A 13462-nucleotide genomic window follows, 5' to 3' on the forward strand; every position below is an offset into this window, starting at 1 on the left:
AACGGAATCGACACGTGAGCGAGACACGCGGAAGAGCGCGGCACCGCCGGCGCAGGACGGCCCTCACCGCGGGCCTCCCGCCGGCGCTGGCCGCCGCCGGGGCCCTGGCGTACGGCTCGGCCTTCGGGGTGTTCGGCGAGGACGCGCAGGACCGGGCGGCGGCCGCCCCGGCGCAGGAGCACCGGACGGCGGCCGCCGTCCCGGCGTGGGCGCAGGAGGCGGCCGACGGATTCGCGTCGGTGCACGCCCTCGGGCAGCGGGGCACCTACGGCGGGCGGGGCGGGGCGATCGTCACCGTGCGGACCCTCGCCGACCTGGAGAAGTACGCCACGGCCCAGGGGCCGTACGTGATCGTCGTCGCGGGCACGATCACCATGAACCCGCGCGGCAAGGAGATCCGGCTCGCGTCCGACAAGACCATCGTCGGCTCCGGCACCAGCGGCCACATCGTCGGCGGCGGGTTCTTCCTCGGGCCCGGCGTCCACAACGTGATCATCAGGAACCTGACCATCCGGGACTCCTACGAGGGCGTCTGGAACGACAAGGAGCACGACTTCGACGCGGTCCAGATGGACGGCGCCCACCACGTGTGGATCGACCACAACGACCTGCGGCACATGGCCGACGGCCTGATCGACGTCCGCAAGGACTCCACGTACGTGACGGTGTCCTGGAACCGGATGAGCCACAACAACAAGGCGTTCGGCATCGGCTGGACCCCGAACGTCACCACCGACATCACGATCCACCACAACTGGATCCGCGAGACGGAGCAGCGCAACCCCTCCACCGACAACGCCGCCCACGCGCACCTCTACAACAACTACCTCCAGGACGAGCCGGGCACCGCCGTCACCTCGTCGTACGGCAACTACGCGCGCGGGCGCACCCGGATGGTGCTGGAGAACAGCTACTTCCAGGGCATGCGGAACCCCGTCATCAAGGACGCCACCGCCTCCCTCGTGCAGCGCGGCAACGTCTTCTCCGGCACCACGGGCCGCAACGAGTCCGGCGGCACCGCCTTCGACCCCCGGGCCTTCTACCCGTACACACTCGACCCGGCCGCCGACGTCCCCGCGCTGGTCAGGAGCGGCGCCGGGCCGCGCTCCGCCATCGGGACGGCGGCGAGCGCCCCGGCCGCCGCCACCACGCTCACCGTCGCGAAGGACGGCAGCGGGCAGTACGCCACCGTGCAGGCCGCCGTGGACGCCGTCCCGGCGGGCAACACGTCCCGGGTCGTCATCCGCGTCGCGCCCGGCACGTACCGGGAGACGGTGAAGGTGCCGGCGAACAAGCCGCACGTCACCATCGAGGGCACCGGCGCCGGCCGCAAGGACACCGTCATCGTGTACGGGAACGCCGCGGGCACGCCGAAGCCGGACGGCTCCGGTACGTACGGCACGAGCGGCAGCGCCACCGTCGCCCTCGAGGCGGACGGCTTCCAGGCCCGCAACCTCACCGTGTCGAACGACTTCGACGAGGCCCGCAACCAGCACCTGCGCGGCCACCAGGCCGTCGCCCTGCGCACCGCCGCCGACCGGGTGCTGCTCGACGGCGTCATCGTCAGCGGCGACCAGGACACGCTGCTGCTGGACACCGCGTCCAAGGACCGGATCGGCCGGGTGTACATGACGAACTCGTACGTCATCGGGAACGTCGACTTCATCTTCGGCCGCGCCACCGCCGTGATCGACAAGTCGGTGATCACCCTGAAGAAGCGCTGGGACGGCACGTCCGGCGGCTACGTCACCGCCCCCAGCACCGCGGCCGGCCGCAAGGGCCTGCTGATCAGCCGGTCCGTTGTCAACGGCGACGTCGCCGACGGCAGCTTCCACCTGGGGCGGCCCTGGCACGCGGGCGGCGACGCGTCCCTGGACCCGCAGACCACCGTCCGGGACACCCGGCTGAGCGCCGCGGTCAAGGCGAAGCCGTGGACGGACATGAGCGGGTTCTCGTGGAAGGACGGCCGCTTCGCGGAGTACCGGAACACCGGCCCCGGCGCGGGGCCCGCGAGCGCCGACCGGCCTCACCTGACGGACGCGCAGGCCGCGGACCAGGAGGTGGCCGACTGGCTCGCGGGCTGGAAGCCCGGTTCCTGACCCCCGCCGCCTGCACCGGAAGGCCGCGGCCTTCCTCCGCGCGCGTGGACCGGGCCGCGGCCCGGTCCCGTGCGGCGGCGGGCGCTTACGCGCGGGTGGGCGGTGGCGTGCCCAGTACCCGGTCCTTGAGGGCAGGGAACTGCTCGCGGGTCGCCGCCACCTTCCCCGGGTCGAGCTCGGCCGTCAGGGTCTCCTCGCCGGGACCCGCCTCGGCGAGGACCTCGCCCCAGGGGTCGACCACGATGCTGTGCCCGGCCTGCTCCACGCCCGCGTGCGTCCCGGCCGTCCCGCACGCCAGCACGTACGCCTGGTTCTCGACGGCGCGCGCCCGCGCGAGCAGCGTCCAGTGCGCCCGGCGCCGCTCCGGCCATCCGGCGGAGACGACGAAGGCCCGCGCGCCGGCGTCGACCAGGCCGCGGAACAGCTCGGGGAAGCGCAGGTCGTAGCAGGTCGCCACACCGAACGGCAGCAGCGGGTGAGGCACCGTCACCATGTCCTGGCCCGCCGCCATCAGCACGGCCTCGCCCTGGTCGAACCCGAAGCGGTGGATCTTCCGGTACGAGCCGGCCAGCCCGCCGTCGGGGCCGAAGACCAGGGACGTGTTGTACAGGGCGCCGCCGGGGGCGCGCTCCACGATCGACCCGGCGTGCAGCCACAGGCCCGCGTCCCGCGCGGCCTGCGCCATCGCCTCGTACGTGGGGCCCCGGAGCGGCTCGGCCTCCGCGGCGAACGACTCGTACGCGAACGCGCCCACCGGCCACAGCTCCGGCAGCACCACCAGGTCCGCGCCGCGCTGCTCGCGCACGAGGTCCGCGGCGCGGGCGCGGCGTGCCGCCACCGACTCGTCCGGTTTGACCGCGATCTGGAGAAGCGAGGCGCGCACACTACCACCGTCCTGGCGTTGAAGCCGTCAATACGGGCCTACGATCGTCACACGAAAGCACTGCCGAGGTGCCTGAAGGGAGCGTACTGTTCTCTCCCGGGGGCCAGCCCCCGGGCCGCCCCCCGCCAGGCGCCACAGCGCCCAGTCCGCGTTCCGAGCCGCACGCCGCAAGCCGCACGAGGGGTCCCGTGACCGTCCATCCCAGCCTCCAGACTTACGCCGACGCCTGGACCCACTCCATCGAAGCGATAGCCGAGCTGGTGCAACCGCTCGTGGAGGGGGAGTGGAATCGCGCCACACCGTGCCCCGGCTGGTCGGTCCGTGACATCGTCTCGCATGTCATCGGCATGGAGTGCGAAATGCTGGGCGACCCGCGGCCGATTCACTCCCTGCCGCGGGACCTGTACCACGTACGTAGCGACTTCGACCGGTACATGGAGATGCAGGTCGACGTGCGGCGCCATCACACCGCGCCGGAGATGACCTCGGAGTTCGAGTACGTGCTCATCCGCCGGGCCCGCATGCTCCGCAACGAGAACCGGTCCCCCGACACTCTGGTGCGCGCCCCGCTGGGGGCCGAGCAGACCCTCGAAGTGGCCTACCGGATGCGGGCCTTCGACGTGTGGGTGCACGAGCAGGACCTGCGGGCCGCGCTGGGCAGGCCCGGGAACCTCGACTCGCCCGGTGCCCTCGTCACGCGGGACTGCCTGCTGGAGGTGCTGCCGCGGGTCGTCGCCAAGGACGCGGCCGCGCCCCGCAACTCCGCGGTCGTCTTCGACGTGAGCGGCCCCGTGGAGTTCCTGCGGACCGTACGGGTCGACGGCGAGGGCCGCGGCACGGTCGACGGTGCGCCGTCCCTGGGCCCCGCGGTGACGTTCGCGACGGACTGGGAGACGTACGTGCGCCTGGCGTGCGGCCGGGTCCGCCCGGCGGCGGTCGCCGACCGGATCAAGGTGGAGGGCGACGAGGAGCTCGCCGCGGCGATCCTCGCCCACTTCGCGGTGACCCCGTGACGCCTTCCCCCGGGTGGTCCGGCGCGGCGGCACCCGGCGCCGGGGCCCGCTGACGGCCGCAGGCCGCTGGCGACCGCGGTCCGGTGACGGCCGCCGCCCGCGACAGCCGCCGCCCCGTGACGTGCCGTCACGCCGCGTTCTGTGATGTGCCGTCATGCCGCTTCCTGTGATGTGCCGTCACGCCGGGACGTGGACCGTCTCCACCCGGCTCGCGACCAGGCGCTCCCGCTCCCGCCGGGCCGTGCGGCCCCGCAGCCGCAGGATCTGCACCAGGCCGAGCGCCTGGAGGACGAACACCGACGAGAACGCCACCCGGTAGTCCCCGCCGGTCGCGTCCAGCAGCACGCCGACGGCCAGCAGGATCGCCATGGACGCCGCGAACCCGCCGATGTTGACGATGCCGGACGCGGTGCCCTGGCGCTCCGGCGGGTTGGCGGGGCGGGCGAAGTCGAAGCCGATCAGGGAGGCGGGCCCGCAGGCGCCGAGGACGACGCACAGCGTGACCAGCAGCCACGGGGGTGTGCGGTCGCCCGGGTAGCCGATCGCGGCCGCCCACAGGGCGGCCGTCGCCGCGATGGTGCCGAGGGCCAGGGGTGCGCGGGCGTTGTGGTGGCGGGCGATGATCTGGCCGAAGGCGAGGCCCACCACCATGTTCGACAGCACGACCACGGTGAGGAGTTCGCCGGCCCGGCCGCGGCTGAGGCCCTGCGCCTCCACCAGGAACGGCATGCCCCACAGCAGCAGGAACACCATCGCGGGGAACTGGGTGGTGAAGTGCACCCACAGGCCGAGCCGGGTGCCGGGCTCCCGCCAGGAGGCGGCGATCTGGCACCGCACGGACGGTGTGCCCGCGCCCGGCGCCGGCGGCGGGGCGTGCCCTTTGGGATGGTCCCGCAGGAAGAGCCGCGCGAGGACGAGGACGACCAGGCCCGCGCAGGCGCTGCCGGCGAAGGCCGCGGTCCAGCCGACGTCGTCGAGCAGCCGCGCCAGCAGCATCGTGGAGACGAGGTTGCCCAGTACCCCGAAGAGGGCCGCCACCTGGGCGATCATCGGTCCGCGCCGCGCCGGGAACCAGCGGCCGCCGAGCCGCAGCACGGAGATGAAGGTCATCGCGTCGCCGCAGCCGAGCAGGACGCGGGCGGCGAGGGCCATGCCGTACGAGGGGGAGAGGGCGAAGCCGAGCTGGCCGGCGGTGAAGAGGACGGCGCCGAGGGTCAGGACCTTGCGGGTGCCCAGCCGGTCCACCATGAGGCCGACGGGTATCTGCATGCCGGCGTAGACGAGCAGCTGCACGATGGAGAAGGCGGACAGCGCCGACGCGTTGACCTGGAAGCGGTCGGCGGCGTCGAGCCCCGCCACCCCGAGGGAGGTGCGGAAGACGACCGCGACGAAGTAGACGGAGACGGCGACGCCCCACACGAGGACGGCGCGGCGGCCCCCGGGGGGATCGGCGGGTGGAGCGGCGGGGCCGTCCTGGGTCACCGGTCCTCACCCCGGACCAGCACCTTGACCCGGCTGACGTGGCCGTGCACGCAGCGCGCGGCGGCCTCGGCGTCGCCGGCGCGCAGCGCCTCCAGGATCTCGGCGTGCTCCGCGATGTTCTTGGCGATGCGGTCGGGGTGGGCCTCCATCACGGCGACGCCCATCCGCAGCTGGCGGTCGCGCAGCTGGTCGTACAGCTTGCACAGGATCTGGTTGCCGGCCTGCCGGACGATCTCGGCGTGGAAGCACCGGTCCGTCACGGCGACGGCCCGCAGGTCGCCTTCGCGCGCGTGCCGCCGCTGCTCCTCCAGCAGGCCCGCCAGCCGCTCCAGGAGCGGCGCGGGCGCGGGCACGCACCTGCGGACGGCGAACTCCTCCACCAGCAGGCGGGTCTCGACGACGTCGGCGATCTCCTGGGCGGAGACGGCGAGGACGAGGGCGCCCTTCTTGGGGTAGAGCTTCAGCAGCCCCTCCGTCTCCAGCTTCAGCAGGGCCTCCCGTACGGGGGTGCGGGACACCCCGACGGCCTGCGCGAGTTCGCCTTCGGTGAGGAGGGTGCCGCCTTCGTACCGGCGGTCGAGGACGGCTTCCTTGACGTGGGTGTAGACGCGCTCTGCGGCGGGCGGGGACGGGGCGGGTGGCATGTGCACAGCATAGATACAAGACGGGTGCAAGGCAGTGCCCCGTCCGCGATGCGGACGGGGCACTCGCCGGTCGTGCGGCCCGTTACGCCCAGGTGATGAGGCGCTTGGGGTTCTCCAGGACCGCGGCCACGTCGGCCAGGACCTTGGAGCCGAGCTCCCCGTCGACCAGGCGGTGGTCGAAGGAGAGGGCCAGGGTGGTGACCTGGCGGGGCTTGACCTTGCCCTTGTGGACCCACGGCTGGAGCTTGATCGCGCCGACCGCGAGGATCGCGGACTCGCCGGGGTTCAGGATGGGCGTGCCGGTGTCGACGCCGAAGACGCCGACGTTGGTGATGGTCACCGTGCCGCCCTGCATGGCGGCCGGGGTGGTCTTGCCCTCGCGGGCGGTGGCCACCAGCTCGCCGAGCGCCTCGGCCAGCTCCGGGAGGGTCTTGGCGTGGGCGTCCTTGATGTTCGGGACGATGAGGCCGCGCGGGGTGGCGGCGGCGATGCCCAGGTTCACGTAGTGCTTGCGCACGATCTCCTGGTTCGCCTCGTCCCAGGAGGCGTTGACGTCCGGGTTGCGCCGGATCGCCACGAGCAGGGCCTTGGCGACGAGCAGCAGCGGGTTGACCCGCAGCCCCGCCATGTCCTTGTCGCCCTTCAGCTCCTCGACGAGCTTCATGGTGCGGGTGACGTCGACCGTGACGAACTCGGTGACGTGCGGCGCGGTGAACGCGGACCCCACCATGGCCTGCGCGGTCGCCTTGCGCACGCCCTTGATCGGGACGCGGGTCTCCCGGGCGCCCGCGTCGGCCGCCCCGGCCGGCTCGGGTTCCTGGGCGGGCGCCGGTGCGGGGGCCTGCGCCGGGACGGCCGCGGGGGCGTGCGCGGGCGGGGCCTGCACGGGTGCCGCGGCGTTGCGGACGTCGTCGCGGGTGATGACGCCGTCGGGGCCGGTCGGGGTGACCGTGGCCAGGTCGACGCCGAGGTCCTTGGCCATCTTGCGGACCGGCGGCTTGGCCAGCGGACGCCCCTGCGGCGCGGGGGCTGCCGGGGCCGGGGCGCGGCCGTTGAGCTCGCCCTGCACGGCGGCCACCGCGGCGGGCGCCGCCCCGGTGGGCGCGGCCTGCTTGCGCGGGCGACGCTTGGTGGACGACGCGGCCACGCCGTAGCCGACCAGGACGGGCTGGCGGCCCTGCGGCTCGGGCTCCTCGGCGGGGGCCTCGGGCGCCGGGGCGGCCGGGGCGGGGGCCTCGGCGGCGGGAGTCTCGGGCGCGGCGGCGCCGGCGGCCCCGCCGGTCAGGTCGACGGAGATGATGACCTCGCCGACGTCGACGGTGGTGCCCTCGGGGAAGCGCAGCTCGTGCACCGTCCCGTCGAACGGGATGGGCAGCTCGACCGCCGCCTTCGCGGTCTCCACCTCGCACACGACCTGGCCGTCGGTGACGGTGTCGCCGGGCTGGACGTACCACTTGAGGATCTCGGCCTCGGTGAGTCCCTCACCGACGTCCGGCATCTTGAACTCGCGGATCACGGTGTTCTCGCCTTTCCTCAGTACGCCAGCGCGCGGTCGACGGCGTCGAGCACCCGGTCGAGACCCGGCAGGTACTCCTCCTCCAGCCGGGCCGGCGGGTACGGGGCGTGGTACCCGCCCACCCGCAGCACCGGGGCCTCCAGGTGGTAGAAGCACCGCTCGGTGATCCGGGCGGCGATCTCCGCGCCCGACCCGAAGAACACCGGTGCCTCGTGGACCACCACGAGCCGGCCCGTCTTCTCCACGGACGCCTGGATGGCGTCGAAGTCGACGGGGGAGACCGAGCGCAGGTCCAGGACCTCGACGGACCTGCCCTCCTCGGCGGCCACCTGCGCGGCCTCCAGGCACACCTTCACCATCGGCCCGTACGCCGCCAGGGTGAGGTCGGTGCCCTCGCGGGCGGTGCGGGCCTTGTGCAGCTCGCCGGGGATGGCCTCCGGGTCGACCTCGCCCTTGTCCCAGTAGCGCCGCTTCGGCTCGAAGAAGACCACCGGGTCGTCGGACTGGATGGCCTGCTGGAGCATCCAGTAGGCGTCGGAGGAGTTCGAGGGGGAGACCACCTTCAGGCCCGCGACGTGCGCGAACAGCGCTTCCGGGGACTCGCTGTGGTGCTCCACCGCGCCGATGCCGCCGCCGTAGGGGATGCGGATGACGATCGGCAGCTTGACCGTGCCCAGGGAGCGGGCGTGCATCTTGGCGAGCTGCGTGACGATCTGGTCGTACGCCGGGAAGACGAACCCGTCGAACTGGATCTCCACGACCGGCCGGTAGCCGCGCAGGGCCAGGCCGATCGCGGTGCCGACGATGCCTGACTCGGCCAGCGGGGTGTCGATGACCCGCTCCTCGCCGAAGTCCTTCTGCAGGCCGTCGGTGACGCGGAAGACGCCGCCGAGCTTGCCGACGTCCTCGCCCATGACCAGGACCTTGGGGTCCGTCTCCAGGGCCTTGCGCAGCGACTCGTTGAGCGCCTTCGCCAGGGGAAGCTTCTGCACCGCCATGATCACTTGACCTCGCCATCCGCGAACGACGCCTGGTACGCGGCGAACTGCGCGCGCTCCTCGTCGACGAGCGCGTGCCCGTCGGCGTACACATGCTCGAACATCGCCATATGGTCGGGGTCGGGCATGGCGCGCACCGCCTCGCGGACGCGCTTGCCCAGCGTCTCGCTCTCCGCCTCGACCTCGTCGAACCAGGCCGCGTCCGCGTGGCCCTGCGCCTCCAGGTAGCGGCGCAGCCGCAGGATCGGGTCCTTGGCCTCCCAGGCCGCCCGCTCGTCGTCGGTGCGGTAGCGGGTCGGGTCGTCGGACGTGGTGTGGGCACCCATCCGGTAGGTGAAGGCCTCCACCAGGGTCGGGCCCTCGCCGTTGCGGGCCCGCTCCAGGGCCCAGCGGGTCACGGCCAGGCAGGCCAGCACGTCGTTGCCGTCCACCCGCACGCCGGGGAAGCCGTAGCCCTGGGCGCGCTGGTAGAGCGGGACGCGGGTCTGCTTCTCCGTGGGCTCGCTGATCGCCCACTGGTTGTTCTGGCAGAAGAACACCACCGGCGCGTTGTAGACGGCCGAGAAGGTGAACGACTCCGCCACGTCTCCCTGGCTGGAGGCGCCGTCGCCGAAGTACGCGATCACCGCGGAGTCCGCGCCGTCCTTGGCCACGCCCATCGCGTACCCGGTCGCGTGCAGCGTCTGCGAGCCGATGACGATCGTGTACAGGTGGAAATTGTTGCTGTTCGGGTCCCAGCCGCCGTTGTTCACGCCCCGGAACATGCCGAGCAGGTTCGCCGGGTCGACGCCGCGGCACCAGGCGACGCCGTGCTCGCGGTACGTCGGGAAGACGTAGTCGTCGTCGCGCAGCGCCCGGCCGGAGCCGATCTGCGCGGCCTCCTGGCCCAGCAGCGAGGCCCACAGGCCCAGCTCGCCCTGGCGCTGCAGCGCGGTGGCCTCACCGTCGAAACGGCGGGTCATCACCATGTCGCGGTACAGGTCGCGCAGCTCGTCCGGGCTCAGGTCGACGTCGTAGTCCGGGTGCTGGACGCGCTCGCCTTCCGGCGTCAGCAGCTGGATGAGGGGGGGCTCGGAGTTCTTGCCCTGCGGCTTCTTCGCGTTCGCGCGCGAAGCGCTCCGCTTGACGCCGGTGCTGCCGGTACTGGCCCCGCTGCTGCGGCGCGGCTTGCGCGCGGCAGTGCCTTCCACGGTCACGTGCGTGCTCCTCCGTCTGTCCGGTCCCCGGGGTCCGCCGGGCGACTGGGGTCCCCCCTGGCTGCTGTGAGCTGGGGGGAGCGGCTCTCCGCCTGACTCCGTACGCGTGCACGGGGTGGGTGCCCTCGGCCGGTGGCAGGCGTGACAGGTGCCCCGGCGAGCACCCTGTCATAGGCACGTTACCCAGTGGGTCGCATTCCTGCGAAACCCCACTTGACCTGCGATTTTGCTTGGATTTCCAAGTAAATCGGGAAAGCGGGGGACAATCACTGGTCAGAGCCCTGCAGGCCGCCGGAACAGCGGCACGGTATCCCGTGGACCCCGGCCACGGGAAGAGTTCGTCTGCCGGACCGTACCGCCGGAGGGCGCTGTCCGCCTGGTGAACGGCGCAGCGGAGTGATCTCATGGTGATCTAACATCTGTCGGGTGCCGCGCTCATCTGTCGCATCTGCGCCTCCTGCTCCTCTCCTCGCCTTACCCCCCGCCGCCCGCCGCCCCTCCCCGCTCGGCGCCGCTTCGCCCGTCCCTCCTGTGAACGCGCTGGTGCGCCGGTACGTGCCCCGCGCCGAGGCCCTGTCCTGCGAGCCGCTCGCCCAAGGGCTGCTGAACCGCGGCTTCCGCCTCACCACCACCCGCGGCACCTTCTTCCTCAAGCAGCACGTCGACGCCCCCACCTCCGACCGGGCGACGATCACCCGCCAGCACCGCGCCACCGAGCGGCTGCACGCCCTCGGCGTCCCCGTCGCCCCGCCCCTCCCGGCCGCCGACGGCCGCACGGTCGCGGTGGTCGGCGGCCACTGCTACGCCCTCCACCCGTGGGTGGAGGGCCGCCACCGGTACGGCGCCCAGCTCACCCGGGGCGGGTCGCGCCGCCTCGGCGCCCTGCTCGGCTTCGTCCACACCTGCCTGGAGCGGGTCATGGGGGGCGCACCGGCGGAGCCGCACGGCAGCGCCGACCCCGAGGACACCTACCGGGCGATCGACGAGCTGCTGGCCCTGGTCAGGGCCCGGTGCCCGCGGGAGCCCTTCGACGAAGCTGGCCGAGCGGCGGCTGCTGGAGCGGCGGCGGCTGCTCGCCGAGCACGCCCACCGGCGCCCGGGCGCGGCCGCCCCGGGACGGGCGGCTGGGTGCACGGCGACTTCCACCCGCTGAACCTGCTGTACCGGGGCGCCGAGCCGGCCGCGATCGTGGACTGGGACCGGCTCGGGGTGCAGCCCCGCGCCGAGGAGGCGGTGCGGGCCGCGCTGATCTTCTACGTCCAGCCGACCGGCCGGCTGGACCTGCCGAAGGTGCGGGCCTACGCGCGCGCGTACCGGCGGACCGCCGGGGCGGGCGCGGCGGAGCTGGCCGCGGCCGTCCACCGAGTGTGGTGGGAACGGCTCAACGACTTCTGGATACTGCGCTGGCGCTACGAACTGCACGACAGCAGGGCCGACCCGCAGTTCCCCGCGGCGTCGGCCCTGACGGTGTGGTGGACCAGGGAGTACGAGGCGGTACGCGACGCCTTCGCCGGGTGAGCCCGCGGGCCGCCGACTGAGCCCCTGAGCTTTTGGGGCTCTGGGGGCTCTGGGGGCTCTTGGGGCTCTTGGGGCTCTTGGGGCCTTTCAGGCCCCTGGGGCTATTGAGGCTCGTGGGGTCCTTCAGGCGCTTGAGGCGGTTGCGGCCATTGAGACCCCCAAGGCCCTTGGGGCCCTTGGGGCACTTGAGGCCCTTGAGGCTTCTGACGGGTGCTCAGTTTCCGGTGGTGGTCCCCGTGCTGGTGCTGCCGCCGCCCGCGGTCGTCCCGCCCTGCTGGCCGCCGGAGGTCGCGGTGGCACCGCCGTCGGTGGTGCCACCGCCGTCGGTCGAGCCGGTGGCGCCGTCGTCGCCGCCGCCCTCGTTGGTGCCGCCCTCGCTGTTGCTGCCGTCCGTCGTGCCGTCGGTGGTGCCGCCGTCGTCGGTGCCGCCGTCGGTCGTGCCGTCCGTCGTGCCGCCGTCGTCGGTGCCGCCGTCCGCCGTGCCGGTGTCGCCCGAGGTGCTCGGCGACGGGCTCGGCTGCCGGCTGTACGTCGGGTACTCCGGGCGCTGCGGCTGCGGCTCCCAGCCGGTGCCGCCGCCCGTCGAGGTGTCCGTGTCCTGCTCCCCCTCCTCGCTCTGCGAGGGCGACGGGGAGGGGCTGGGCTTGCCGGACGACGAGGACGGCGACGGGCTGACGGCCGGCTTCAAGGGCGTATCGCCCGACGTCTCGGCCGCGTTCAGCGCGTACACGACACCGGCCATGATCGCGACCAGCGCGAACGCCACGAAGAGCAGCACCTTGCCGCGGCCCCCGCGGCGCCGCCCGTCGTAGTCGTAGCCGCCGGTGTACGCCCCGTCGTCGGGGTTGGCGGGGGGCAGGATCGGGCCCTGCGAGGTGTCCCCGTACTGCGGGTGCCCGCCCTGACCGTGGTGCGGGGCGGGCACGCCGCCCTGCCCCATGCCGTGCTGCGGCCCCATGCCCGTGCCGGGGGCGACGGGAGCGCCCATGACGGACGTGGCCGCCATGCCGCCGCCGGGGGTGTGCCCGCCGTCGTACGTCCCGACCGGGCCGGTGTTCCAGACACCGGTGTGGCCGCCCTGCTCCTGGAGCATGCGCAGCCCGTACTGGATCAGGCCGCGCATCTCCTCGGCGCTCTGGAACCGGTCGTCGGGGTCCTTGGCGAGCGCCCGCATGGCGAGCCCGTCGAGCTCCGGCGGCGCCCCGGCGGACACCTCCGAGGGCGGCACCGGCGTGTCCTGGACGTGCTGGTACACCACGGACAGGGGCGTCTCGCCGACGAACGGCGGCCGCTGCGCCAGCAGTTCGTACAGCAGGCAGCCCGTGGCGTACAGGTCGGAGCGGTGGTCGACGGCCTTGCCGAGCGCCTGCTCGGGGGAGAGGTACTGCGGCGTGCCCATGACCATGCCGGTCTGCGTCATCGTCGTCGACGCCCCGTGCAGGGCGCGGGCGATGCCGAAGTCCATCACCTTGACGGCGCCGCTCCTGGTGATGATCACGTTCGCGGGCTTGATGTCGCGGTGCACGATGCCGTGCTGGTGGGAGTAGGCGAGTGCCTCCAGCACACCGGACACGATGATGAGCGCCTGCTCGGGCGGCGGCGCCTCGGCGCTCAACAGCAGGTCGCGGATGGTGCGGCCCTCGACCAGCTCCATGACGATGTAGGGGACGGACCGGTCGCCCACGACGTCCTCGCCGGAGTCGTACACGGCGACGATCGCATGGTGGTTGAGGCCCGCGACGGACTGCGCCTCGCGCGTGAAGCGGGCCTTGGACACGGGGTCCTCGGCGAGGTCGGGGCGCAGCAGCTTCACGGCGACCGTGCGGCCGAGCCGTACGTCCTCGGCGGCGAAGACCTCCGCCATGCCGCCGCGGCCCAGACGGTGGGTCAGCCGGTAGCGGCCGTCCCCGACGAGACCGCCGACGCCGAACTCGGCGGCGTCGCCGCCTGCCGCATGGCCGGCCGGGCGCGCCGACGCTCCGTCATCCGACACTCCGCCGCCACCTGCTTCGGATCCGGGTGCCATGGTCCTCGCCGTCATTTCCGTCCGCTGTCCGCGCGCTGTGCCCGCGGGCGGTGTGCCGCCGTCTCTCAAGGGGTACTTCGCCACGTC

General features: G+C 73.4%; 9 protein-coding genes and 1 pseudogene. 3 read left to right on the plus strand and 7 right to left on the minus strand.

All coding sequences use genetic code 11. The annotated features are described in order from the left end of the window. Positions 1-14: 14 nt before the first annotated feature. The gene (locus L6E17_RS17260; RefSeq protein ID WP_236241632.1) at positions 15-2099 is read left to right on the plus strand and encodes a pectinesterase family protein; all 2085 of its coding nucleotides are present in this window, start codon (positions 15-17) and stop codon (positions 2097-2099) included. An 85-nt stretch (positions 2100-2184) separates the two neighbouring features. Here the strand turns inward: L6E17_RS17260 and L6E17_RS17265 are convergent, their stop codons facing one another. Further along, positions 2185-2982: a carbon-nitrogen family hydrolase gene (locus L6E17_RS17265; protein WP_236241633.1), complete on the minus strand. Its 798-nt coding sequence runs from the start codon at positions 2980-2982 to the stop codon at positions 2185-2187. A 188-nt stretch (positions 2983-3170) separates the two neighbouring features. Here L6E17_RS17265 and L6E17_RS17270 point away from each other — a divergent pair, with 188 nt between their 5' ends. Continuing rightward, positions 3171-3995 carry a maleylpyruvate isomerase family mycothiol-dependent enzyme gene (locus L6E17_RS17270; RefSeq protein ID WP_236241634.1) on the plus strand — a complete coding sequence of 275 codons (825 nt, stop codon included), beginning with the start codon at positions 3171-3173 and terminating at the stop codon, positions 3993-3995. A 177-nt stretch (positions 3996-4172) separates the two neighbouring features. Here L6E17_RS17270 and L6E17_RS17275 read toward each other — a convergent pair whose 3' ends face one another. The 5 genes and pseudogenes from L6E17_RS17275 to pdhA form a co-directional block, all read right to left on the minus strand. Then, positions 4173-5477 (minus strand): nitrate/nitrite transporter, encoded by a 1305-nt coding sequence (locus L6E17_RS17275; RefSeq protein WP_236241635.1) that lies wholly within the window; start codon positions 5475-5477, stop codon positions 4173-4175. Further along, positions 5474-6121, minus strand: coding sequence for a GntR family transcriptional regulator (locus L6E17_RS17280; RefSeq protein WP_236241636.1), 648 nt, complete (start codon positions 6119-6121; stop codon positions 5474-5476). The genes L6E17_RS17275 and L6E17_RS17280 overlap by 4 nt, the downstream gene beginning before the upstream one ends. 82 nt (positions 6122-6203) lie before the next feature. After that, a complete protein-coding gene (locus tag L6E17_RS17285) occupies positions 6204-7619 on the minus strand; it encodes a dihydrolipoamide acetyltransferase family protein (protein ID WP_236241740.1) in 1416 nt (471 codons plus the stop codon). 35 nt (positions 7620-7654) lie between these two features. Continuing rightward, positions 7655-8635: an alpha-ketoacid dehydrogenase subunit beta gene (locus tag L6E17_RS17290; protein WP_236241637.1), complete on the minus strand. Its 981-nt coding sequence runs from the start codon at positions 8633-8635 to the stop codon at positions 7655-7657. Positions 8636-8637: 2 nt separating this feature from the next. Continuing rightward, a pseudogene (gene pdhA / locus L6E17_RS17295) lies at positions 8638-9933 on the minus strand (pyruvate dehydrogenase (acetyl-transferring) E1 component subunit alpha); the annotation flags it as partial. Positions 9934-10362: 429 nt separating this feature from the next. Between pdhA and L6E17_RS17300 the strand changes: the two are divergent. After that, positions 10363-11349 carry a phosphotransferase gene (locus L6E17_RS17300; protein ID WP_236241639.1) on the plus strand — a complete coding sequence of 329 codons (987 nt, stop codon included), beginning with the start codon at positions 10363-10365 and terminating at the stop codon, positions 11347-11349. A gap of 214 nt (positions 11350-11563) precedes the next feature. Here the strand turns inward: L6E17_RS17300 and L6E17_RS17305 are convergent, their stop codons facing one another. Beyond that, entirely contained in the window at positions 11564-13375 is a 1812-nt protein-coding gene (locus L6E17_RS17305) for a protein kinase (protein WP_236241640.1), read from the minus strand. Between the last annotated feature and the right edge of the window lie 87 nt (positions 13376-13462).

The organism is Streptomyces sp. CC228A (assembly GCF_021390935.1).
Lineage (GTDB): Bacteria > Actinomycetota > Actinomycetes > Streptomycetales > Streptomycetaceae > Streptomyces.

Excerpts from the sequence above, each read along its gene's own strand:
- L6E17_RS17280 (WP_236241636.1), bottom strand. The coding sequence starts at position 6,121 with ATGCCACCCGCCCCGTCCCCGCCCGCCGCAGAGCGCGTCTACACCCAC.
- L6E17_RS17285 (WP_236241740.1), bottom strand. The coding sequence starts at position 7,619 with ATGCCGGACGTCGGTGAGGGACTCACCGAGGCCGAGATCCTCAAGTGG.
- L6E17_RS17290 (WP_236241637.1), bottom strand. The coding sequence starts at position 8,635 with ATGGCGGTGCAGAAGCTTCCCCTGGCGAAGGCGCTCAACGAGTCGCTG.
- L6E17_RS17305 (WP_236241640.1), bottom strand. The coding sequence starts at position 13,375 with ATGGCACCCGGATCCGAAGCAGGTGGCGGCGGAGTGTCGGATGACGGA.